Origin of the sequence: Herbaspirillum sp. SJZ106 (assembly GCF_006715495.1) — a bacterium.
GTDB lineage: Bacteria > Pseudomonadota > Gammaproteobacteria > Burkholderiales > Burkholderiaceae_D > Herbaspirillum.
This window is the reverse complement of record NZ_VFNI01000001.1, coordinates 1108820-1130063: the sequence shown is the minus strand read 5'-3', so window position 1 is coordinate 1130063 and position 21244 is coordinate 1108820. Positions and strand designations below refer to the sequence as shown.

Below are 21244 nucleotides of genomic sequence, written 5' to 3'. Positions count from 1 at the left end.
ATGCATTCCATGCCGGCCGCAGGCGGCCATCGCATCATCAGGGAAGATGCCGCGTTGCAGGCTGGCGCGGAAACGCTGGCGTGCGATGTCATCTCCGCCGGTGGGTGCGGCGCCGTCCACACCCTGTTCCTGCATGGCGCCGGGCAAAGCACCCGGGAACGCCAGTGGCCGCTACGGGAAACACTCGCCCAGCGGGGATGCGCCAGCGCCGCCATCGATTTTTCCGGACATGGCCGCAGCACTGCGCTCACGCCCAATTCCCTGGCCAAACGCGTCGATGAAGCCCAGGCTGCGCTGGAGCGCTTCACCCAGGCGCCGCGTACGATCGTCGGCGTGAGCATGAGCGGAGAGATTGCCATGCGCCTGGCCTGCCGGCCGGAAAATCGGATCGCCCATCTGGTGACCATCGTCGGCGCCATCTATGATGGTGCCGCCTTCAATCTCCCTTTCGGCCCCGGCTTCAGCGCCGCGCTGCGGCGCCCGGATAGCTGGCGCGATGCCGACTCGCTGGCGCTGATCCGCAGCTATCGCGGCCGCATCACGCTCATCCGCGCCAGCCAAGACAAGGTCATCCCCAAGGAAATCGCAGAGCTGATCGCCGCCAATGCGCATGCGGCAAAGCAATGCCGCATCGTCGACCTGCCCGGCGTCGACCATCGCGTCAGCGAACATAGCGCCCAGGATGGGGATCTGCGCGCATTGCTGGCGACGCTGGTCGCGGACTAAGCGCCGCAAACAAAAACGCCCGGCAAAGCGGGCGTTCCTGGGAAAACCTGTCAGATTGCCGCGCGCCGCGGCCTAATGGCTGTGGCTAATGGCTGCCGTCCCCATGTTCATCCGTGGTCTGGACGATGCTGACCGGCTTGCCCTTGATGCGGCGCCAGACGTATACCCCATATCCCGACAAGCCGTACAGCACGAACAGGCCGAACAGCACCTTGGACGGATCGCTGGAAATCACCACCAGCAAGACCACCACCAGCAAAGCGGCGATGAACGGCACCGGCTTGCGGAAGTTGACGTCCTTGAAGCTGTAGAACGGCACATTGGTGACCATGGTGATGCCGGCGTAAAGGGTAATGACCCAGGCCGCCCAGCTGAGGTCGGTGCCGGCAAAGCGCAGGTCGTCCATCAGCCAGACGAAGCCGGCCACCAGCGCCGCGGCCGCCGGGCTGGGCAAGCCCTGGAAGTAGCGCTTGTCGACCACGGCGATGTTGGTGTTGAAGCGCGCCAGCCGCAATGCGCCGCCCACGCAGTACACGAAGGCGGCGAGCCAGCCGAGCTTGCCCATGCCGCGCAAGGACCATTCATAGACCACCAGCGCCGGCGCAGCGCCAAAAGACACCATGTCCGACAGGCTGTCGTATTGCGCGCCGAACTCGCTCTGGGTATTGGTCATGCGCGCCACGCGGCCGTCCAGGCTGTCCAGCACCATGGCGACGAAAATGGCAATGGAGGCATAGTCGAACTTCAGGTTCATCGCCATCACGATGGCGTAGAAACCGCAGAACAGCGCAGCAGTCGTAAACGCATTGGGCAACAGGTAGATGCCGCGCGACCGGCGGCGCACCACACCCGGCCCCGCCTCATCCAGCTGCGACGCATAGGCCTTGGGCCCGCGCAGGGATTTGGGGAAGGGGATGCCGCCTTTGGCTTTGCGTCGTCGGAAAGTTGCCATTGATGTTTATCGTTTGATATTGCAGGAAAGCGCGCGAAGAAAAAGCGGCTCCGCGCGGAGCGATCACCGGAAAGTCAGAGTTCGGCCAGAATGGTTTCGGTGGCCGAGACCTTTTCGCCGACGGTGACTTTGGGCGTGGCGCTAAGCGGCAAATATACATCCACGCGCGAACCGAAGCGGATGAAACCATAGCGCTGGCCGCGCGCCAGCACGTCGCCGGCCTTCACGTAGCACAGGATACGGCGCGCGATCAGGCCGGCGACCTGCACGCAGGTCACGCTGTGGCCGGCGGTGGTCGTAATGGCCAGCGCGTTGCGTTCGTTTTCCAGCGATGCCTTGTCGAGGTCGGCATTGACGAACTTGCCGGGGAAATACTGGACGGTCTCAATCTTGCCATCCACCGGCGCACGGTTGGAGTGGACGTTGAACACGTTCATGAACACGCTGATCTTCAGCGCTTCACGGTCGGTATAGGGATCATGGGCACGGGCCACTACCACGATACGGCCATCCGCCGGCGACAGCACGGCATTGGCCTGCTGCGGGATCACGCGCGGCGGGTCGCGGAAGAACTGCAATACGAACAGCGCGATGATCCACAAGGGCAGCGACCAGGCGCCGCAAAAGAAGGTCGTCAGCAGTGCCACCACGACGGCGATCGTCAGGAACGGCCAGCCTTCACGGGCGATAATGGGATGGGGATAGTGGTTATTGTTCAATGTTGCTCCAATGATCGCGGAAATTTCAAAAGTAAAAGCGTGCTTATTCTAGTCCAGCCCTTGCCAAATGCAACGAAATGCGGCTCCAACGGACGCAAAGAACGGGCTTTGCAGCCGGATTTACTATTGTTTGCGTGAGATCGGCCGGCATTTCGCGCGCGCCCCCGGCACGCACAATGCAGCACGTGCCCGGCTGCCTGCCGTAGCGATACGGATCAGGGACGCGCCGCAGCCCGCACGAAGGAGAACTTCAACTCATTGCGCGATACATTGGTGCCGGACTGGATACTGGTGACCTGCATCTGCCCCACCATCACGACCACCCCTGCATCGCCATAATCGAAACCGGTCACTTCCATGGCTCGCCGCAGATTGCCCTGGAGGCGCTCTTGAGGCTTGTCATTGATGATGCCCGGCGCTTGCTTCAACAAAGGCGGGCATGCCTTGATCCCGTCCACCATGCGCTGGTAGGCCTGGCCCAGTTCGGCCGGCGTGGCCAAACGCCAGATGCAGGAATAGCCGGCAGAGTCGCCGCTGATGGCGCAACTGCGCGCGCCGTCGAGCTGGAAGCTGGAACCGTATTCCTTCCTGGCGCCCTCCGTGCCTTCCGTGGCCTCCTTTTTCCAGCCATCGAAATGGGATTGCGACTGGCTGTAGATGGCGCCCATGTCCGCGCAGATGTCGGCATGCGCCAGCCCGGCCGACAACAGGCCGGTTGCCAGGAACGCGGAGAGATTCTTCATTACCCGCATGATGGGGGCCCTAAAAACGGAAAAGAGGCCGATTATAGCCTCCCTTCCTGTGGCGCCTGGCCAGCATGTCATGGCCGAGGCAATGGATTGTGGACGATGCGTCCGCTTACTTGAAGCGCACCTTGCCGACCAGGCGCATGCCGACCGTGGATTCACCCGGTTCGAAGCTGGGTTCGGCCACCGATGCCGCCTCCGGCGCCATGTCCGAGCGCATCATCATCGCTGCCTTGGGCGCCATCGGCCGGTCGTTGCCCGCGTAGTTGCCGGAACCTTCGAAATCCAGCGTCTCCAGCACCGCATCCGACGGCGTGCGATGCATGGAAGCGGCGATGAAGCCGATGCGCTCTTCCAGGTTCTTGTAGGTGGCATCAAACAGCGCTGCATCCAGCTTCTTGGTCGCAGCCGGGCTCAGTCCGAACTGCAGGCCGTTGAGGCTCAACAGGCTCTGTGCCGACGATACCGTCTTGGGCAGGCCGGCCAGGTTCTGCGTCACCACTTCCAGATACTGGCCGACGCGCCAGCCGACGATGGGGCGCGCCTTGGCGGCGGCGCGCGGCTGTGGCGGCGTCACCGGCTGCGGTTCGGCATAGATGGCATAGGTGTAATAGCCGTAGCTCTTGAGCGTAGCCTGCGGATCCTGGCGCTTGATGATGTCGATGCCCTGCTTCATCTTCTGGTTCACGCGCGAAGCGGCCGCCGTTTTGTCCTTGTCCTGCTCCTCGACCTGCAGCGTCACGCGCGCCTGGTCATTGGGCACGCTCAATTCGCCGGTGGCCGGCACCACCACCATGCTGCCGGTGGTCTGGATGGCCTGCGCCTGTACGGCCATGCATGCGGTCGCCAGTGCGGCGCCGAGCATCAGTTTGCGGGTAGTTGTCATGTTGTCCTCGCTTGGTGTTGTTGGTGGAGCGGGTTCCGCATGATGCGCATCGGCACCATCGACCCCGGCACTTCGACGATCTCGCTTCGCATTTAGTTCTTGCTTCGTATGCAACAAGGCGTAACGGCGGATACCAGGATGTTGTCGGGGCAGCCCCCTATTGCCCTGACGACATCTCCCCCGCCTTCGCATTTTGCCTCAAGACCTGCCGGGAGCACCATCATCCGATGATATGTTGATATATGTTGATATCAGGCCGATACCGCTTCAGCCGCACCTGAGAAAAAAAGGACGCCGAAGCGTCCTTTCCTTTTGTCCTGCGAGCAGACCAACGTTAGCTCTAGGTCTGGCCGACCAATTTCACGGCCCCCGTTCGGGCTGAGTAGGCCCGCCAGGGCCGTATCGAAGCCAGCGTGTCACCGTTGGCGCTCTTGCCTGCCCTTCGATACGCTGCTGCGCAGCTACTCAGGGCGAACGGAATCTGGACTCCACAAACAAAAATGCCGTTCAGCGCTTAACTGAACGGCATTAACGCAGAAGCGTCCTTTACTTTTTTTTGCGACTAAACCAGCTTGTTGGCCTTGATCCAATGCAGGACGCGCTTGCAAGCGCGTCCTGCCATGATGCTACCGGTCGCGACTAGAGCCGGTATTAGTTCTTGGTCTGGTCGACCAATTTGTTGGCTTTAATCCAAGGCAGGCTGGCCGGGGTTTCGCGAAGCACCGCTTCGCGCCGGCCTGCCCAGGACGCGCTTGCAAGCGCGTCCTGTCATGATGCCGCCGGTCGCGATTAGAGCCGGTATTAGTTCTTAGTCTGGTCAACCAGTTTGTTAGCCTTGATCCAGGGCATCATGGCGCGCAACTTCTCGCCCACAACTTCAATCTGGTGCTCGGCGTTGATACGACGACGCGACAGCAGGGTCGGCGCGCCCGCCTTGTTTTCCAGGATGAAGCTCTTGGCGTATTCGCCGGTCTGGATGTCGGTCAGCACTTGCTTCATGACCTTCTTGCTCTCTTCATTGATGATGCGCGGGCCGGTCACGTATTCGCCGTACTCTGCATTGTTCGAGATCGAGTAGTTCATGTTGGCGATGCCGCCTTCGTAGATCAGGTCGACGATCAGCTTCAGTTCGTGCAAGCATTCGAAGTAGGCCATTTCCGGCGCGTAGCCGGCTTCCACCAGCGTTTCGAAACCGGCCTTGATCAGTTCCACGGTGCCGCCGCACAGCACGGCCTGTTCGCCGAACAGGTCGGTTTCTGTCTCTTCGCGGAAGTTGGTTTCGATGATGCCGGCGCGGCCGCCGCCGTTGGCGGTGGCGTACGACAGGGCCACGTCACGCGCGGTGCCCGACTTGTCCTGGTACACCGCGATCAGGTGCGGCACGCCGCCGCCCTGGCTGTAGGTCGAACGCACGGTGTGGCCGGGGGCCTTGGGGGCGATCATGATCACGTCCAGGTCGGCGCGCGGCACAACCTGGCCGTAGTGGATGTTGAAGCCGTGCGCGAACGCCACGGTGGCGCCCTGCTTGGCGTACGGCGCGACGTTTTCGGCATAGACCTGGCCGATGTTCTCGTCCGGCAGCAGGATCATGATGACGTCGGCTTCCTTGACCGCGTCGTTGACTTCCGCCACCTTCAGGCCGGCCTTCTCGGCCTTGCTCCACGAGGCGCCGCCCTTGCGCAGGCCCACGGTGACCTTGCAGCCCGAATCCTTCAGGTTCAGCGCGTGCGCGTGGCCTTGCGAACCGTAACCGATGATGGTCACGTTCTTGTTCTTGATCAGGGACAGGTCTGCGTCTTTGTCGTAAAAAACTTTCATGATTTTTCCTATGTTCTTAGATAACTGAATAACTCAATGCTTGAATGAGGGTTCTTGCGTACTGGCGCTGCGGCCGCTCAGATCTTGAGGATCCGTTCGCCGCGGCCGATGCCGGAGCCGCCGGTACGGACCGTTTCCAGGATCGCGGTGCGGTCCATGGCGTCGATGAAGGCGTCCAGCTTGCTCTTGTTGCCGGTCAGCTCGATCGTGTAGGTCTTTTCGGTGACATCGATGATGCGGCCGCGGAAGATATCCGCCGTCCGTTTCATCTCTTCACGCTCCTTGCCCACTGCGCGCACCTTGATCAGCATCAGTTCGCGCTCGATGTGCGCGCCTTCCGTCAGATCGACGACCTTCACCACCTCGATCAGGCGGTTCAGGTGTTTGGTGATCTGTTCGATCACATCGTCCGAACCGGAGGTCACGATGGTCATGCGCGACAGGGTCGGGTCTTCGGTGGGTGCAACGGTGAGCGTTTCGATGTTGTAGCCGCGCGCGGAGAACAGGCCCACGACACGGGACAATGCGCCGGCTTCGTTTTCCAGCAGTACAGAAATGATATGGCGCATGATTAAAGATCCTCCGAACCCAACAGCATTTCAGTCAAGCCCTTGCCCGCCTTGACCATCGGCCAGACGTTTTCGGTTTGATCCGTAATGAAGTTCATGAAGACCAGCCTGTCTTTCATCGCGAAGGCTTCGCGCAGCGCGCCATCGACATCGCCCGGCTTCTCGATCTTCATGCCGACGTGGCCATACGACTCGACCAGCTTGTTGAAGTCGGGCAGCGAATCCATGTAGGACTCGGAATAACGGGAGCCGTAATCGATCTGCTGCCACTGGCGCACCATGCCCAGGAAGCGGTTGTTGAGCAGAATGATCTTGGGCGTGAGGTGGTATTGCTTGCAGGTCGCCAGTTCCTGGATGCACATCTGGATCGAGGCTTCGCCGGTGATGCAGGCGACGGTCGCGTCCGGGTTGGCCTTCTGCACGCCCATGGCGTACGGCAGGCCCACGCCCATGGTGCCCAGGCCGCCGGAGTTGATCCAGCGGCGCGGCTTGTCGAAACCGTAGTATTGCGCAGCCCACATCTGGTGCTGGCCGACGTCGGAAGTGATGAAGGCGTCGCCCTTGGTGACTTCCCAGACCTTCTGCACCACCGCTTGCGGCTTGATGAATTCATCCGAAGTGGCGAACTTCAGGCAGTCGCGCTCGCGCCACTTGTTGATCTGCTTCCACCAGTTGTCCAGCGCGGCGCCGTTGGGCTTGGTCTCCGTGGCATCCAGCTGGGCCAGCAGTTCCTGCAGCACGTCCTTGACGTTGCCGACGATGGGGATGTCGACCTTGACGCGCTTGGAGATCGACGAGGGATCGATGTCGATATGGATGATCTTGCGCGCGTTCGATGCAAAGTGCTTGGGGTTGCCGATCACGCGGTCGTCGAAGCGGGCACCGATGGCGATGAGCACGTCGCAGTGCTGCATGGCCATGTTGGCCTCGTACGTGCCGTGCATGCCGGGCATGCCGACGAACTTGTCGCTCGAGGCGCGGTAGGCGCCCAGCCCCATGAGCGTGTTGGTACAGGGGAAGCCCAGGCGATCGACCAGCTTGTTCAGTTCGGGAGCCGCGTTGGCCAGGATGATGCCGCCGCCGGTGTAGATCATCGGGCGCTCGGCCGACAGCAGCAGTTGCAGCGCCTTGCGGATCTGGCCCGAATGGCCCTTGTCGACCGGCTTGTACGAACGCATCTCGACGCTCTTCGGATATTCGAAGGCGCAGGTATGCATCGTGATGTCTTTGGGGATGTCCACCAGCACCGGACCCGGACGACCCGTGGTGGCGATGAAGAACGCCTTCTTGATCGTTTCCGCCAGGTCCTTCACATCCTTGACCAGGAAGTTGTGCTTGACGCAGGGACGGGTGATGCCGACGGTGTCGCACTCCTGGAAGGCGTCCTGGCCGATGGCAGTCGACGGCACCTGGCCGGAGATCACCACCATGGGAATCGAATCCATGTAGGCGGTCGCCAGGCCGGTCACCGCATTGGTGACGCCGGGGCCGGAGGTGACGATGCACACGCCCACCTTTTCCGAACTGCGCGAATACGCGTCGGCGGCATGCACCGCGGCCTGTTCATGGCGAACCAGGATGTGCTGGAATTTGTCTTGCTTGAAAATTGCGTCGTAGATGTAAAGGACGGCGCCACCGGGATAGCCGAACACGTGTTCGACGCCCTCTTCGGCCAGGCAACGGACGAGTATATCCGCGCCGGAAATCTGCTCAGAACTCATTACTGCTTCCTTTCAAGGTCCATTGGAAATTGATCGGATGTTCTCTCCTGACGGAATCGCAGTCGTCTGCCTGCCGTTGGCTTCCCTTTTTTGTGCGGTCACGCCATTTCTGCGCCCCAACCGTAGTGAGGTTCGAAATGCCGCTCAACGCGACTCGTTCAGCCTTGGTACAAGATGGACTTCTACTGATCCCTCGCGCTTGTGGCACGGGTTAGAACAAACAAGCTTTTTTTAATCAAAGCGCGTCTTTGAACCGGCACGACCTTATGTGAAGCACCGACAAAGAACATAAAACGCCCCAAGTGTGTGAGGCGGGAGACAAACAGTAATGCGTTGCATCATTTTGGTCAAGCAAAATCCTCTGAAAACTGCTCCAACACGCGCATTCCAGAGGCATTTGCAGAGAAACATCACGACAAATAGGGCCATTTTTGCTAGGATTCGGTCTGCTTTTTTGACAAATTTTTGCGTTCTCCCGCATTTCCCCGCCGGATGACGGTCTGTTTCCGATCGATCATTTCCGGCCGTCCGCCCTCGGCAACCGCACTGCATGGCAACTGACAAAGAACTCTCCGATTTTCTTGAAAATGTCGAACGCCGCGCCTTCAAACAGGCGGTGTATGCCGTACGCAAGGACGAAGCCGCGTTGGACATTGTTCAAGATGCAATGATCAAGCTCGCCGAGAAATACGGCGACAAGCCTGCGGACGAACTGCCGATGCTGTTCCAGCGCATCCTGCAGAACACCATCCACGACTTCTTCCGCCGCGAAAAAGTACGCAACACCTGGGTCAGCCTGTTTTCCAGCTTCGGCGGCGACAGCGAGGGACAGGAGGATTTCGACGTCCTCGAAAGCTTCGAAGCGCAGGACGGCTCGGAAGCCGCCGAGTCCAGCGCCGACAAGGTCGAGCGCGAGCAGACGCTGATGCTGATCGATGCCGAAATCCAAAAGCTGCCGACGCGTCAACGGGAAGCGTTCCTGATGCGTTACTGGCAGGACATGGACGTGGCCGAAACGGCCGCCGCCATGGGTTGCTCCGAAGGCAGCGTCAAAACCCATTGCTCTCGCGCAACCCATGCGCTGGCTCAAGCTCTGAGAGCCAAAGGAATCACACTATGAACAACAAGGAACTGCAATTCGCCTATAAGGTGAAGATGGCGCTCGACGCCAACCTGGACAACCTGTCCGACGATACCCTGCAAAGCCTGGCGGCGGCCCGCCGCGTGGCGCTCGCCCGCAAGAAAAAAGCCCCCTTCGCGGTGCGCGTGGAGCAACCTGTCTTTGCCGGCGCCCCGGGCATCGGCGGATCGGCGCCGTCCGGCCGCCCCTCCTGGCTCGGCCGCCTGGGCGTGGCCATACCGCTCCTGGCCGGCATCATCCTGTTCGCCGGCATCTACCAGCATGAGAATGCCAAGCGCGTGGCCGACCTGGCCGAGATCGACGCGGCCGTCCTGTCGGACGAACTGCCGCTGTCGGCCTACCTGGACCACGGCTTCAACGCCTATCTGGCGGAAAAAGGCCAATGACCATGCGCGACGCCATCGGCATCCTCGCCGCCGCACCTTGCCGCCGCTGGCGCATTGCGCTGGCGCTGGCGATGCTGGCCGGCGGATTGACCTGCTCTTGGACATCAGCGCAAAACGCTCCCGCTGCAACTCCGGCCATTCCGGCAACCGTGCCGACAGCGCCTGCAGCAACGCCCCAGGCAGAAGCGCCTGCGGCAACGCCTCCGAGCGCGCACTTGCCGCCGCCGGCCAAAGCCGGCGCCAAGTCGTCAGGCAAGAAACCCGACAACAGGCTCGCATGGGCTGCCCTGTCGGCGCCGCAGCAACAAGCCCTCGAACCGTTGTCCGGCGAATGGGTGAAGATGAGTGACCTCCAGAAGGAAAAATGGCTGGCGATCGGCAAAAAATTCACCAAGATGAAGCCGGAAGAACAGCAGCGCCTGCATGAGCGCATGCGCGACTGGGTCAAGCTGACCCCGGCACAACGCAGCGCGGCACGCACCAACTATGCCCGCGCCAAGAAGCTCGATGCCGAAGAAAAGAACGAGCAATGGAACAAATACCAGCAACTCTCCGCCGAGCAAAAGAAAAAACTGGCGCAAGCCAAGTTGCCCAAGCGAGTTGCCAAGCTGCCTTCCGCGCCAGGTAATGCAGCCCCCACCATCCAGTTGCCGGCAGAGGCGCTGGACCGTCCATTGCCGCCGGCCGCGGCCCCAGCGCTCGCCCCCGGTTCGCAGGCGCCGCCGCAACCTGGCGTGATGCTCCCCGCCCAGGCACAGGGGGCTGGCTTGCCGGCCGTGCCCCCGGGCGTCGTGGTGCCCGCCTCAACCACGGTTGCCGAGAGCAAGTAAGCCTCCCGTGCCGTTGGCTGTAGCCTGTTGGCCGCGGCATCCCCCTGCCAACGCCTGCCTCGCCGTGGCGTCCCCTGGCTTTCCAGCAATCCTGCCGGTAGGCAAGCCCCGCCGATTGCATTACCATCTGGCACACCATGGCAGCGGCAGGATCGCTATCGCCTGCCACGCCCATGTGCCGTAGAGGCCAATACAACAACTCCCAATACCGAGACACCATGCAGGACATGACCACGCCTTCGCTGCGCCGCCGCCTCAGCAGCATGCTGTACGAATCCATGCTGCTGTTCGGCGTCCTGTTCATGTCGGGCTGGTTGTTCTCGACCTTGTTGCAACAGCGCCACGCGCTCTATCTGCGCCATGCGCTTGAAGCCTGGCTGTTCTTGGTGCTGGCAGCCTATTTCATCTGGTTCTGGCTGCATGGCGGACAAACCCTGGCGATGAAGACCTGGCGTTTCAAGCTGGTGGATCTCTCGGGCCGGCCGGTCGGCATCTGGCGCGCTACCTTGCGCTTCCTGCTGGCCTGGCTGTGGGTGCTGCCCGGGCTGGCGCTGGCATCGACCATGCGCGACCAGCACTGGATGCTGGTGCTGATCCCGGCCGGCAATCTGCTGCTCTGGGCCTTGACGGTCTATCTCGATCCGCAGCGCCAGTTCCTGCATGACAGGATCGCCGGCACGCGGCTGGTCAACGCCACCCCGCCAACCCAATCCAGGGCCGCCGCCGGCGCCGCCGATGCGAAAAACACATAGGCGCACATAGGCGCTCCCGGCCGGCATAGCGTCATGGATCCGACACGGGGCTCTGCTATGCTCTGCGCAAACGCATTTTTCCTGTATGTCCGCTTTCCCTGACCGCATCGGACCCTGCCACGCATGATTTCCCGCATTTCCAGAACCCTGCTCCTGATCCAGCTTGGCATCGCGGTTCTGCTCTACTTCCTGTTGCGGCATTTCGACTGGCCCATTGCGCTGGCCGCACTCGGCGGCATCGGCATCGTGCTGCTGCTGCGCGCGCAGGTCACCGCCAACAGCTTCTTCCTGACCTGGCCCTATCGCGGCCGCACCTCGAACCTGATCGAAATCACCTGGCTGCAAATCGGCAAGCTGTTCCTGCGCGAATACCGCGCCACCATGCTCTGTTCCTCATGGGCGATGCCCTTCCTGCGCTTCGACCAGTTCACCTATCCCGACACCACCTCCCTGCCGGTATTGCTGATCCACGGCTACGGCTGCAACAGCGGCTACTGGCGCTGGATGAGCCTGGCCCTGCGCGAAGCCCACATCACCCATTACGCGCTGGACATGGAACCGGTGTTCGGCAGCATCGACGGCTATGCGCCGCTGGTCAACGCCGCCGTCAGGCGCGTGCAGGCCGAGACCGGGCAAAAGAAGATCGTCATCGTCGCCCACAGCATGGGCGGCCTGGCCGCGCGCGCCTACCTGCGCGACCACGGCACCACGCATATTGCCAAGGTGGTCACGCTGGGCACGCCGCACCATGGAACCGCCATTGCCAACTTCGGCATCGGCATCAACTGCGGCGAGATGAACTGGCTGGGACGCTACGAAGAAGGCCGCAGCAGCGAATGGCTGCAAAGACTGGCCGCCACCGAGGAGGCCGAGGCGCTGGGCGCCATCGTTTCCATCTATTCGCATCATGACAACATCATCTCGCCGCAAAGCTCGGCCCACCTGGCGGGCGCCCGCAATATCGCGGTGCCGGGCATCGGCCATGTCGCGCTGGCGCTGGAGCCGTCGATACAGCAGATGGTGATCGAAGAAATCCACAGCGCGCAGGATTAACGCCCCGACCCGGGAAATGAAAAAGCCTCCGGAGAACAATCGGGAGGCTTCTGGTTTTTACCGCCTTGCCGGCGCAAAGCAAGCTTACTTCTTGGACGCCTCCTGGATCTTCTGGCCGGCCTCCTCCATCTTCTCGCCAGCTTTTTGCGTCAGTTCCTTGGCGCCTTCCTTGGTCTTTTCATAGGCGGACTGGGCATCGGCCTTGGCCTGGTCCACCGCCTCGCCCAGCTTGCTGCCGGTATCCGCGGACTGCTCCTTGGCCTTGTCGGTCGCCTGCTCGACCTGCTTGCCGGCTTCCTGCACGGCGCTGTCGATCTGCTTGCCCAGCGCTTCGGCCGGGCCGGCTTCCTCCTTCTTCTGGCATGCGGCCAGCAGCGTAACGGCAGCGCCCGCGGCCGCCAGGCCGAACAACAGTTTGGACATGGTCTTCATAGTGTCACCCTTTCCTGAAATGAAATCCCTCGATGGGGCCGAACCCGGCAGTAATACCATGGCTGTTATCGCATTGCCGGCCGACGAAAACAAGCCCCGATACAAAAACATGCGATTTTCACAAAACATCCGACCCAATCCCGCCGCACTCAACCTCGCCCGTCCGCCATATCTTTGAACATCAGCAATTCCTCGTCCGAAAACCCCGCGGCCTTCCTCGCCTCCAGATTGAACGGCCCGCGCAACGGCGGCGCCTTGTAACGGGCCGACAATTCGGCAAAGGTAGGCACCGGATCCAGCCCGCGCTGCTCGCACAGCCAGGCGAACCAGCGATTGCCGGTCAGCACATGCCCTACCTCGTCGCGCAGGATGATGTCGAGGATTCCGGCCGCCGCCTGGTCGCCGGCCTGGGCCAGCTTGGCGCGCACCGGCGGCGCAGCATCCAGGCCCCGGGCTTCCAGCGTGCGCGGCACCAGGGCGATGCGGGCCAGCACGTCGAAGCGGGTCTTCTCGGCCATGTCCCATAGGCTGTTATGGGCCGTAAAATCGCCATAGGCATGGCCCAGCGTCTGCAAATGCGCCGCCAGCAGCGAGAAATGGTAAGCCTCTTCCGCCGCCACCTGCAGCCAGTCGGCATAGAACTGGCGCGGCATGCCGGCAAAACGCCAGACCGCATCCAGCGCCAGGTTGATGGCGTTGAATTCGATATGTGCCAATGCGTGGATCAACGCCGCGCGGCCCTCGGGCGTGCGCATCGAGCGCGACTTCACTTGCAACGGCGGCACCAGCTCCGGCTTGTCCGGACGGCCCGGAATGCCGTCGCCGCAGTCGTCGGCGGCCAGGTCGTCCTGTTGTTCCAGCGCCAGGCCATCGTTATGCCAGGCCGCATGCAAGGCCTTGACCGCCGTGCATTTGGCCGCCGGCCGGGTTTCTTTGAGGCAAACCAGGGCGCCGGCGCGCAGGCCGGTGAATGAAAGGATTTCAAGTGAAGGCAAGGCGTGATCCAAGGATGCTTCTTTCAAGGGACGGTAAAATACGCGGTTGATGAGGCCGGCTTCGCCACCATATAGGCGCAAGCGGCAAACAAGCCGATTCAAAAGGCGGGTTCAACACGAGGAGACGATTTTATTATGGCAATCTACCAATTAGAGCAGGATATTCCCGACATCCACGAAACCGCCTTCGTGGCCGAATCGTCGACCGTGGTCGGCAAGGTGAAGCTGGAAGCGCATTCCAGCGTCTGGTTCAACGTCGCCATCCGCGGCGACAACGAACTGATCACCATCGGCGAAAACAGCAACGTGCAGGAAGGCGCGGTGCTGCATACCGACATCGGCTATCCGATGGTGATCGGCAAGAATGTCACCGTCGGCCACCAGGCCATGCTGCACGGCTGCACCATTGGCGAGGGCGCCCTGATCGGCATCCAGGCCGTGGTGCTCAACGGCGCCCAAATCGGCAAGAACTGCCTGGTCGGCGCCGGCGCGCTGGTGACCGAAGGCAAGCAATTCCCCGACAATTCGCTGATCATCGGCGTCCCGGCCAAGGCCGTGCGCCAGCTCTCCGAAGAAGATATCGCGCGCATGCACGCCGGCACCGACAGCTACGTCGAGCGCGCGCAACAGTTCAAGGCCAAGCTCAAGCGCATCGCCTGAGCGCATCGCGCCTGGACTGGCATTGACAAGGCAGCGCCGGCGCGCTGCCTGGAAAGAAAGAATGAAAGATACGCTGCAAAAATTCCTGGTCGACAACGCACCCGTACGCGGCGAGCTGGTCGAGATTTCCGACACCTGGCAACAGGTGCAGGCCCGCCGCGACTACCCGGCCGCGGTCAAGACGCTGCTGGGCGAAATGCTGGCGGCATCGGCCCTGCTGTCGGCCAACCTCAAGTTCAACGGCATGATCGTCATGCAGATCCACGGCGACGGCCCGATCAAGCTACTGGTGGTGGAGTGCGATTCCGAGCTGCAATTGCGCGCCACCGCCAAGCTGGCCGATGGCGCCGCCATCGCCGACGAAGCCACGCTGAGCGAACTGGTCAATGCGACCGGCCACGGCCGCTTCGTGATCACGCTCGACCCCAAGGACAAACTGCCCGGCCAGCAACCCTACCAGGGCATCGTGCCGCTGGACGGCGACAGCGTGGCCACCGTCATTGAAAACTACATGCTGCGCTCCGAGCAATTGGACACCAAGCTGTGGCTGGCGGCCGACGGCAAGGTATCGCGCGGCCTGCTGCTGCAAAAGCTGCCCAGCGAAGGCGGCATCAACGCGCCGACCACCAGGGCCGAAGGCAGCGAACTGGAGACCTGGAACCACTTCGTCATGCTGGGCAACACCCTGCGCCGCGAGGAACTGCTGTCCACCGACATCAGCACCCTGATGCACCGCCTGTTCTGGGAAGAGACCATCCGCGTGTTCGAGCCGGCGCATCCGCGCTTCCACTGCTCCTGTTCGCGCGAAAAGGTCGGCAACATGCTCAAGATGCTGGGCCGCGAGGAAGTCGAGGAAGCGCTGACGCAAATGGACAAGCTCGCCATTGACTGCGATTTCTGCGGCCAGCACTACGAGTTCGATGCGGTGGACTGCGCGCTGTTGTTTGCCGACACCTTGAGCAGCAGCGAGGCTGGGCAAGCGCGGCACTAATTTCGCCTTCGATACGCGGCGTTGCCGCTACTCAGTCCGAACGGTACTTTATTGGCTACCGTTCGGGCTGAGTAGCCGCATAGCGGCGTATCGAAGACATGAATACCGCTGCAATCAATCCGGCGCCAGCAGCGCCATCTGCTCCGCATCGAGGTAACACCACTCCCCCTCTTCCAACTCCAGCGCATCCAGCTGCAAGCCGCCGATGGCGGTGCGGCGCAAGGCGCTGCAATGGTTGCCGGCCGCGGCCAGCATGCGCTTGACCTGGTGGTACTTTCCCTGCTCCAGCACGATCTCCAGCAGATGCTCGCCCAGTTGGCGGCAGCGCGACGCCGCCAGCGGCGCCGGTTCGTCATGCAACTGCACGCCCGCCATCAGTTGCGCGATCAGCGCGTCTGTCACCGGTTCGGCCGTGGTGGCCGCATAGACCTTGGGCACGTGGCGCTTGGGCGAGGATTGCGCGTGGATGAAGCTGCCGTCGTCCGACATCAGCAGCATCCCGGTGGTGTCGTGGTCGAGCCGGCCGACCGGCTGCACGTCGCGCCAGGTGAACTGCTCCGGCAGGATGGTCAGCACGCCGGGATGGTGGCTGGGCTTGCGCGAGCATTCGAAATTGGGCGGCTTGTTGAGCACGATGTAGACGTGCTCGCGGTATTCCCACTCCTCGTCGAACAAGGTCAGCGTGAGATTGACGGTGTCGGGCGTGGCGCGGTAGTCGTCCACCACTTCGCCGTTGACCGCCACTTCGCCGTCCTCGATCAGTTCGCGGCAATACTTGCGCGAGCCGAAGCCCTGCGATTGCAGGATGCGGTCCAGGGTCAGCTTAGCCATGCTGCGTACCTCCGTCGTCCGGCTTGTCCGCCGCGCCGGCCTTGGCTTGCTTGGGCGCCAGGATCTGGCGCGCGATGCCGCGCAGGATGTTGACCTCTTCGGTTTCCAGTTGCGCGCGCGCGAACATGCGTTTGAGCCTCGGCATCAGTTTCTTGGGATTGTCGGGATTGAGGAAGTCGATCGCCACCAGCGCCTGCTCCAGATGCGCGAACATGCCCTCGATCTCGGCCACGCCGGCGCTGCTGCCCTGGAACCCGACCTCGCCCGGCGCGCGGGCGTCACCGCTGGTTTGCATCGGGCCGCCGCGCAGCTCCAGCTCGGTCATGCGGCATTCATAGGCCAGCACCTGTACCGCTTGTGACAGGTTCAGCGAGGAGTAATCGGGATTGGCCGGGATGTTGATCAGCGCCTGGCATGTCTGCACCACCTCGTTGGGCAGGCCGAAACGTTCGTTGCCGAACAGCAGCGCGGCGTCCAGGCCGATGTCTTGCGACAGTTGCCGGGCCAGCGCGCGCGGCGTCACCACCGGCGGCGAAAATTCGCGCAGGCGGGCGCTCACGGCGGCGGCAAAGTTGCAACCTTGCAACGCTTCCTCGACGCTGCCGACCACGCGCGCGTTCTGCAACACGTCCAGCGCGCCGCTGGCGAAAGCCACGGCTTCGGCTTCATGCACGGCGTCGGGAAAGCGCGGATTGACCAGCACCAGCTCGGAAAAGCCCATGGTTTTGATGGCCCGCGCGGCCGAGCCGATGTTGCCCGGACTGCTGGTATTGACCAGCACAAACCGCAGCCGGGTGAAAAGAGAGTGTTCGGATTCTTGCTTGTTCATTTAAAATAGCGGGATTCGCGCCTGAAATGCGGATGTTGGCAAAACGCCATCACACCGCAATTCGGCAAGTCCGCAAGCATACCGCCACGGACGGCGCATCGCTCATTAATTTCACTGTCGCCAGTGTCGTTTCACTGCTGTACTTTCATTCGCAGGCGTGCCGTTTCCGTGATTTCCCGGATACCTCGGACACGCATTCGCGAAAAGAGAGACGGGGTCGACGGATACCAACGCGGTCATCAGCATCGATCATCGCAATTTTAACGGAACCATCGGAATGATCATCCCACCCATGCTCAACACGGCGATCAAGGCAGCCCGCCGCGCCGCAACCGTCATCAACCGGGCGTCGTTCGACGTCTCGCTGCTGAAAGTCACCCAGAAGGCGCACAACGACTTCGTCACCGAAGTCGACAAGGCCGCAGAAGACGCCATCATCGACGTGCTGAAGACCGCCTACCCCGACCACGCCATCCTGGCTGAAGAGTCGGGCGCTTCCGACAACCTGCACGACGAGAACGAAAACGTCTGGATCATCGATCCGCTGGACGGCACCACCAACTTCATCCACGGTTTCCCGCAATACTGCGTCTCGATCGCGCTGCAGCAGCGCGGCATCATCACGCAGGCCGTGGTCTACGACCCGACCCGCAACGACCTGTTCACCGCCTCCAAGGGCGCCGGCGCCTACCTGAACGAAAAGCGCATCCGCGTGGGCAAGCGCGACAAGATCGCCGACGCCCTGATCGGCACCGGTTTCCCCTTCCGCGACCTGGACGGCCTGAACGAATACGTCAAGATGTTCAAGGTCATGACCGAGCATAGCGCCGGCCTGCGCCGTCCGGGCGCCGCCGCGCTGGACCTGGCCTATGTCGCCGCCGGCCGCCTGGACGGCTTCTTCGAGAAGGGCCTGAAGCCCTGGGATATCGCCGCCGGTTCGCTGCTGGTGACCGAAGCGGGCGGCCTCGTCGGCACCTTCAAGGGCGACTCGGATTACCTCTACAAGGGCGACGTGATTGCCGGCAGCCCGAAAATCTTCTCGCAACAGGTCAACCTGCTGTCGGAATTCGCCTAATTTGCATACACTGCTCTCCTGAACCTCTCCCGCACACGGCGTCCGCCGCGGCGGGAGACGGCCGAGGAGACGACATGCCCATCCAGCCCATCCAGCCGGCCATCCCTGCCGGCGCCAGCCCAACCGCTCCCGCAACCTCTACCTCAAGCGCGCCCTACGCGCTGCCTCCCGGCTACCACAGCGTCACGCCTTATCTGATCGTCAATGGCACCGCCGCCGCCATCGACTTCTACCGCCGCGCTTTCGGCGCCACGGAAATCATGCGCCTGAACGGCCCCGGCGGAAAAATCTGGCATGCCGAAATCCAGATCGGCAACGCGCGCGTGATGCTGGCCGACGAATATCCGGAACTGGGTTTCGTCAGCCCGCAAACCCTGGGCGGGGCCGGCGTCAGCCTGCTGGTCTACGTTTGCGACGTCGACGCCGTCTTCGGCCAGGCCATCGCGGCCGGCGCGGCGCAGTTGCGCGCGGTGCAGGACCAGTTCTACGGCGACCGATCCGGCATGCTGCGCGATCCCTACGGCCACGTCTGGTCGATCGCCACTCATATCGAAGACCTCAGCACCGCAGAGATTTGCGCCCGCTCGCAAGCGTTGCTGGCCAAGCGCTGCAATAAATAAGGAAAAAACATGCCATTCGCCTTGAGCGACGGACGCCAGATCCACTATCAGGTCGAGGGCCAAGGCGCGCCACTGTTGCTGCACCACGGCTTCACCAGCAGCCTGGAAGCCTGGCGCTTCTTCGGTTTCACCGCCGCGCTGCGCGAACGCTACCGCGTCATCATGTTCGACGCGCTGGGCCACGGCCAGAGCGACAAACCGCACGAAACCAGCGCCTACAGCCAGCCCCAGCGCTGCCGCGACGCGCTCGCCGTGCTGGATGCGCTGGGCATCGAACGTGCACATTTCTTCGGTTATTCGCTGGGCGGCTGGGTCGGCTACGGCCTGGCGCGGCATGCGCCCGAACGCCTGTCCAGCCTGATCCTGGGCGCCGCCCATCCGGATGAAGACTTGAGTTGGAATGCCTTCCACGGCATCGATGGCCGCGATCCGGAAGCCTTCATCGCCGCCTTCGAGACGCTGCTCGACGAACGCATCTCGCCCCAGGTGAAGATGCTCATCCGCGCCAACGACCTGCAGGCCCTGGCCGCGGCAGCCCAGCAGCCGCGCCCCTCGCAGCAGGATGTGCTGGCGCGCATGGACATGCCCTGCCTGCTGTTTTGCGGCGACGCCGATGCGCGCCACGGCGCCGTGCAGCGCACCGCCGCACGGCTGGCACGGGGCGAGTTCGCCACCCTGCCCGGCGTGACGCATTTCGGCGGCCTGATGCAAAGCGCCCTGGTGCTGCCGCCGGTGCTGGATTTTCTGGCGCGCCAATCCGGCTGAACCTGTCGCCTCGATGCGCCATATCGCGCATCGGGGGACGGGCCTGGCAACAACAAAAGTCACGCGCAGAAAATAATTCTCTTCCAGCGCAAGCTGCGGCTGTTATACTGCGGCCAGCGCGGCATCCCTCCAGTCAAGTCCGCTGCCCTCTCCGAGTTTCAACCCCGTCTGCCTGCGACTGGCGCCCACTGCGGCGACAGGCCGAACCCATTTTCAGAGTCTCATGTCATTTTCCGCGCTCGGCTTGTCCGACGAAATCGTTCGTGCCGTTTCCGAACAAGGCTATACCTCCCCCACCCCAATTCAAGCTCAGGCCGTCCCTGCCGTCCTTTCCGGCGGCGACCTGATGGCCGGCGCCCAGACCGGCACCGGCAAGACCGCCGGCTTCACCCTGCCGCTGCTGCAGCGCCTGGCATCGGCGCCGCGCAACAAGGTCAACGGCCAGATCCCGATCCGCGCCCTGATCCTGGCCCCGACCCGCGAGCTGGCGGCCCAGGTCGAAGAAAGCGTGCGCCTGTACGGCAAGTACCTGCCGCTGACCTCGGCCTGCATCTTCGGCGGCGTCGGCATCAATCCCCAGATCGCGCTGCTGAAGCGCGGCATCGATATCCTGGTGGCCACGCCCGGCCGCCTGCTCGACCACATGCAGCAAGGCACGGTCAACCTCCAGCACATCCAGATCCTGGTGCTGGACGAGGCCGACCGCATGCTGGACATGGGCTTCATCCGCGACATCCGCAAGGTGCTGGCGGCGCTGCCGCCCAAGCGCCAGAACCTGCTGTTCTCGGCCACCTTCGCCGACGAGATCAAGAAGCTGGCCGACAGCCTGTTGACCAACCCGGCCCTGATCGAAGTGGCGCGCCGCAATTCCACCGTGGAAGTGATCTCGCAAAAGATCCACCCGGTCGACCGCGACAAGAAGCACCCGATGCTGGCGCACCTGATCAAGGCTCATCAATGGAAACAGGTGCTGGTCTTCACCCGCACCAAGCACGGCGCCAACAAGCTGGTCGAACAACTGGCGCGCGACGACATCAGCGCCATGGCGATCCACGGCAACAAGAGCCAGTCTGCGCGCACCAAGGCGCTGGCCGAATTCAAGGACGGCAAGCTGACCGCGCTGATCGCCACCGATATCGCCGCGCGCGGCATCGACATCGACCAGTTGCCGCACGTGGTCAACTATGACCTGCCCAACGTGCCCGAAGACTACGTGCACCGCATCGGCCGCACCGGCCGCGCCGGCGCCACCGGCGAAGCCGTGTCGCTGGTCTGCATCGACGAGCGCGACCTGCTGCATGACATCGAACGCTTCATCAAGCGCGAGATCCCGGTGGAAGTCATCCCCGGGTTCGAACCCGACCCGACCGCCAAGCCGCAGCCGATCCAGCTGCGCAGCGGCGGCGGCCGCCACCAGAACCAGGGCGGCGGACGCGGCCAGCGCAATGCGCCGCCGCGCAAGGCTGGCGGCAATGCTCCGGCCGGCGCCAAGCCGGCCCAGGGGCAAGGCCAGGGCCAACGCGGCAATGGCAATGCCAACCAGGCGGCCAAGCCGCGCAATCCCGCCAATGGCGCGCCGAATGCCGGCGCCGGACCGCGCAAACCGGCGCGTCCGCAAGGCGCCCACGGCGGCAATGCCGGCAACGGCGGCGGCCATCAGGGTCAGCCGCGCAGCCAGGGCCAGCGCAATGCCGGCGGCGGCAAGCCATCGGCGCTGACGCATGGCGGCACACGAGGCAAATAAGCA

General features: G+C 62.8%; 23 protein-coding genes. 12 read left to right on the top strand and 11 right to left on the bottom strand.

From position 1 onward, the window contains the following. Positions 1-726, top strand: coding sequence for an alpha/beta fold hydrolase (locus FB598_RS04965; RefSeq protein WP_141913259.1), 726 nt, complete (start codon positions 1-3; stop codon positions 724-726). An 85-nt stretch (positions 727-811) separates the two neighbouring features. Here FB598_RS04965 and pssA read toward each other — a convergent pair whose 3' ends face one another. From pssA to FB598_RS04930, 7 genes are all read right to left on the bottom strand, one after another. Continuing rightward, on the bottom strand, positions 812-1678 hold the full coding sequence (gene pssA / locus FB598_RS04960; protein WP_141913258.1) for a CDP-diacylglycerol--serine O-phosphatidyltransferase: 867 nt from the start codon (positions 1676-1678) through the stop codon (positions 812-814). Positions 1679-1752: 74 nt separating this feature from the next. Beyond that, the gene (locus FB598_RS04955; protein WP_141913257.1) at positions 1753-2397 is read right to left on the bottom strand and encodes a phosphatidylserine decarboxylase; all 645 of its coding nucleotides are present in this window, start codon (positions 2395-2397) and stop codon (positions 1753-1755) included. 215 nt (positions 2398-2612) lie between these two features. Next, on the bottom strand, positions 2613-3140 hold the full coding sequence (locus tag FB598_RS04950; RefSeq protein WP_141913256.1) for a vesicle formation protein: 528 nt from the start codon (positions 3138-3140) through the stop codon (positions 2613-2615). 115 nt (positions 3141-3255) lie between these two features. Continuing rightward, the gene (locus FB598_RS04945) at positions 3256-4029 is read right to left on the bottom strand and encodes an SIMPL domain-containing protein (protein ID WP_141913255.1); all 774 of its coding nucleotides are present in this window, start codon (positions 4027-4029) and stop codon (positions 3256-3258) included. Positions 4030-4830: 801 nt separating this feature from the next. Next, positions 4831-5847, bottom strand: coding sequence for a ketol-acid reductoisomerase (ilvC, locus tag FB598_RS04940; protein ID WP_141911472.1), 1017 nt, complete (start codon positions 5845-5847; stop codon positions 4831-4833). Positions 5848-5924: 77 nt separating this feature from the next. After that, positions 5925-6416, bottom strand: a complete 492-nt coding sequence (ilvN, locus tag FB598_RS04935; RefSeq protein ID WP_079214366.1) for an acetolactate synthase small subunit — start codon at positions 6414-6416, stop codon at positions 5925-5927. Between the two features lie 2 nt (positions 6417-6418). After that, on the bottom strand, positions 6419-8137 hold the full coding sequence (locus tag FB598_RS04930) for an acetolactate synthase 3 catalytic subunit (protein ID WP_141913254.1): 1719 nt from the start codon (positions 8135-8137) through the stop codon (positions 6419-6421). Positions 8138-8687: 550 nt separating this feature from the next. Between FB598_RS04930 and FB598_RS04925 the strand changes: the two genes are divergently transcribed. The 5 genes from FB598_RS04925 (at position 8688) to FB598_RS04905 (ending at position 12299) form a co-directional block, all read left to right on the top strand. Beyond that, entirely contained in the window at positions 8688-9257 is a 570-nt protein-coding gene (locus FB598_RS04925; RefSeq protein WP_141913253.1) for an RNA polymerase sigma factor, read from the top strand. Further along, complete coding sequence (locus FB598_RS04920; RefSeq protein ID WP_141913252.1) at positions 9254-9664, top strand: DUF3619 family protein; 411 nt, start codon at positions 9254-9256, stop codon at positions 9662-9664. The genes FB598_RS04925 and FB598_RS04920 overlap by 4 nt, the downstream gene beginning before the upstream one ends. Further along, positions 9661-10494: a DUF3106 domain-containing protein gene (locus FB598_RS04915; RefSeq protein WP_370454624.1), complete on the top strand. Its 834-nt coding sequence runs from the start codon at positions 9661-9663 to the stop codon at positions 10492-10494. Before FB598_RS04920 ends, FB598_RS04915 begins: the two co-directional genes overlap by 4 nt. Positions 10495-10712: 218 nt before the next feature. Then, positions 10713-11246: an RDD family protein gene (locus tag FB598_RS04910; protein WP_141913251.1), complete on the top strand. Its 534-nt coding sequence runs from the start codon at positions 10713-10715 to the stop codon at positions 11244-11246. 123 nt (positions 11247-11369) lie between these two features. Then, entirely contained in the window at positions 11370-12299 is a 930-nt protein-coding gene (locus FB598_RS04905; protein WP_141913250.1) for an alpha/beta fold hydrolase, read from the top strand. A gap of 84 nt (positions 12300-12383) precedes the next feature. Here the strand turns inward: FB598_RS04905 and FB598_RS04900 are convergent, their stop codons facing one another. Together FB598_RS04900 and FB598_RS04895 are read right to left on the bottom strand one after the other, a co-directional pair. Then, positions 12384-12731 carry a hypothetical protein gene (locus FB598_RS04900; RefSeq protein WP_141913249.1) on the bottom strand — a complete coding sequence of 116 codons (348 nt, stop codon included), beginning with the start codon at positions 12729-12731 and terminating at the stop codon, positions 12384-12386. Between the two features lie 149 nt (positions 12732-12880). Further along, complete coding sequence (locus tag FB598_RS04895) at positions 12881-13726, bottom strand: ferritin-like domain-containing protein (RefSeq protein ID WP_141913248.1); 846 nt, start codon at positions 13724-13726, stop codon at positions 12881-12883. A 135-nt stretch (positions 13727-13861) separates the two neighbouring features. On the opposite strand from FB598_RS04895, the gene FB598_RS04890 reads away from it, so the two are divergent. Together FB598_RS04890 and hslO are read left to right on the top strand one after the other, a co-directional pair. Further along, positions 13862-14386: a gamma carbonic anhydrase family protein gene (locus tag FB598_RS04890; RefSeq protein WP_141913247.1), complete on the top strand. Its 525-nt coding sequence runs from the start codon at positions 13862-13864 to the stop codon at positions 14384-14386. A 61-nt stretch (positions 14387-14447) separates the two neighbouring features. Beyond that, positions 14448-15377 (top strand): Hsp33 family molecular chaperone HslO, encoded by a 930-nt coding sequence (hslO, locus tag FB598_RS04885; RefSeq protein WP_141913246.1) that lies wholly within the window; start codon positions 14448-14450, stop codon positions 15375-15377. Between the two features lie 114 nt (positions 15378-15491). Here hslO and FB598_RS04880 read toward each other — a convergent pair whose 3' ends face one another. Together FB598_RS04880 and FB598_RS04875 are read right to left on the bottom strand one after the other, a co-directional pair. Further along, entirely contained in the window at positions 15492-16208 is a 717-nt protein-coding gene (locus FB598_RS04880) for a pseudouridine synthase (RefSeq protein WP_141913245.1), read from the bottom strand. Further along, a complete protein-coding gene (locus FB598_RS04875) occupies positions 16201-17037 on the bottom strand; it encodes an RNA methyltransferase (protein WP_141913244.1) in 837 nt (278 codons plus the stop codon). The genes FB598_RS04880 and FB598_RS04875 overlap by 8 nt, the downstream gene beginning before the upstream one ends. 277 nt (positions 17038-17314) lie before the next feature. Between FB598_RS04875 and FB598_RS04870 the strand changes: the two genes are divergently transcribed. The 4 genes from FB598_RS04870 (at position 17315) to FB598_RS04855 (ending at position 21241) form a co-directional block, all read left to right on the top strand. Further along, positions 17315-18112, top strand: a complete 798-nt coding sequence (locus FB598_RS04870) for an inositol monophosphatase family protein (protein ID WP_141913243.1) — start codon at positions 17315-17317, stop codon at positions 18110-18112. A gap of 74 nt (positions 18113-18186) precedes the next feature. After that, positions 18187-18732, top strand: coding sequence for a VOC family protein (locus tag FB598_RS04865; protein WP_141913242.1), 546 nt, complete (start codon positions 18187-18189; stop codon positions 18730-18732). A gap of 9 nt (positions 18733-18741) precedes the next feature. After that, positions 18742-19497, top strand: coding sequence for an alpha/beta fold hydrolase (locus FB598_RS04860; RefSeq protein WP_141913241.1), 756 nt, complete (start codon positions 18742-18744; stop codon positions 19495-19497). Positions 19498-19720: 223 nt separating this feature from the next. Further along, entirely contained in the window at positions 19721-21241 is a 1521-nt protein-coding gene (locus tag FB598_RS04855; RefSeq protein ID WP_141913240.1) for a DEAD/DEAH box helicase, read from the top strand. Positions 21242-21244: the final 3 nt, after the last annotated feature.

Coding starts and splice junctions, on each gene's coding strand:
- FB598_RS04965 (WP_141913259.1), top strand. CDS start 1: ATGCATTCCATGCCGGCCGCAGGCGGCCATCGCATCATCAGGGAAGAT.
- pssA (WP_141913258.1), bottom strand. CDS start 1,678: ATGGCAACTTTCCGACGACGCAAAGCCAAAGGCGGCATCCCCTTCCCC.
- FB598_RS04950 (WP_141913256.1), bottom strand. CDS start 3,140: ATGAAGAATCTCTCCGCGTTCCTGGCAACCGGCCTGTTGTCGGCCGGG.
- FB598_RS04945 (WP_141913255.1), bottom strand. CDS start 4,029: ATGACAACTACCCGCAAACTGATGCTCGGCGCCGCACTGGCGACCGCA.
- ilvC (WP_141911472.1), bottom strand. CDS start 5,847: ATGAAAGTTTTTTACGACAAAGACGCAGACCTGTCCCTGATCAAGAAC.
- ilvN (WP_079214366.1), bottom strand. CDS start 6,416: ATGCGCCATATCATTTCTGTACTGCTGGAAAACGAAGCCGGCGCATTG.
- FB598_RS04930 (WP_141913254.1), bottom strand. CDS start 8,137: ATGAGTTCTGAGCAGATTTCCGGCGCGGATATACTCGTCCGTTGCCTG.
- FB598_RS04925 (WP_141913253.1), top strand. CDS start 8,688: ATGGCAACTGACAAAGAACTCTCCGATTTTCTTGAAAATGTCGAACGC.
- FB598_RS04920 (WP_141913252.1), top strand. CDS start 9,254: ATGAACAACAAGGAACTGCAATTCGCCTATAAGGTGAAGATGGCGCTC.
- FB598_RS04915 (WP_370454624.1), top strand. CDS start 9,661: ATGACCATGCGCGACGCCATCGGCATCCTCGCCGCCGCACCTTGCCGC.
- FB598_RS04910 (WP_141913251.1), top strand. CDS start 10,713: ATGCAGGACATGACCACGCCTTCGCTGCGCCGCCGCCTCAGCAGCATG.
- FB598_RS04905 (WP_141913250.1), top strand. CDS start 11,370: ATGATTTCCCGCATTTCCAGAACCCTGCTCCTGATCCAGCTTGGCATC.
- FB598_RS04900 (WP_141913249.1), bottom strand. CDS start 12,731: ATGAAGACCATGTCCAAACTGTTGTTCGGCCTGGCGGCCGCGGGCGCT.
- FB598_RS04890 (WP_141913247.1), top strand. CDS start 13,862: ATGGCAATCTACCAATTAGAGCAGGATATTCCCGACATCCACGAAACC.
- hslO (WP_141913246.1), top strand. CDS start 14,448: ATGAAAGATACGCTGCAAAAATTCCTGGTCGACAACGCACCCGTACGC.
- FB598_RS04880 (WP_141913245.1), bottom strand. CDS start 16,208: ATGGCTAAGCTGACCCTGGACCGCATCCTGCAATCGCAGGGCTTCGGC.
- FB598_RS04875 (WP_141913244.1), bottom strand. CDS start 17,037: ATGAACAAGCAAGAATCCGAACACTCTCTTTTCACCCGGCTGCGGTTT.
- FB598_RS04870 (WP_141913243.1), top strand. CDS start 17,315: ATGATCATCCCACCCATGCTCAACACGGCGATCAAGGCAGCCCGCCGC.
- FB598_RS04865 (WP_141913242.1), top strand. CDS start 18,187: ATGCCCATCCAGCCCATCCAGCCGGCCATCCCTGCCGGCGCCAGCCCA.
- FB598_RS04860 (WP_141913241.1), top strand. CDS start 18,742: ATGCCATTCGCCTTGAGCGACGGACGCCAGATCCACTATCAGGTCGAG.
- FB598_RS04855 (WP_141913240.1), top strand. CDS start 19,721: ATGTCATTTTCCGCGCTCGGCTTGTCCGACGAAATCGTTCGTGCCGTT.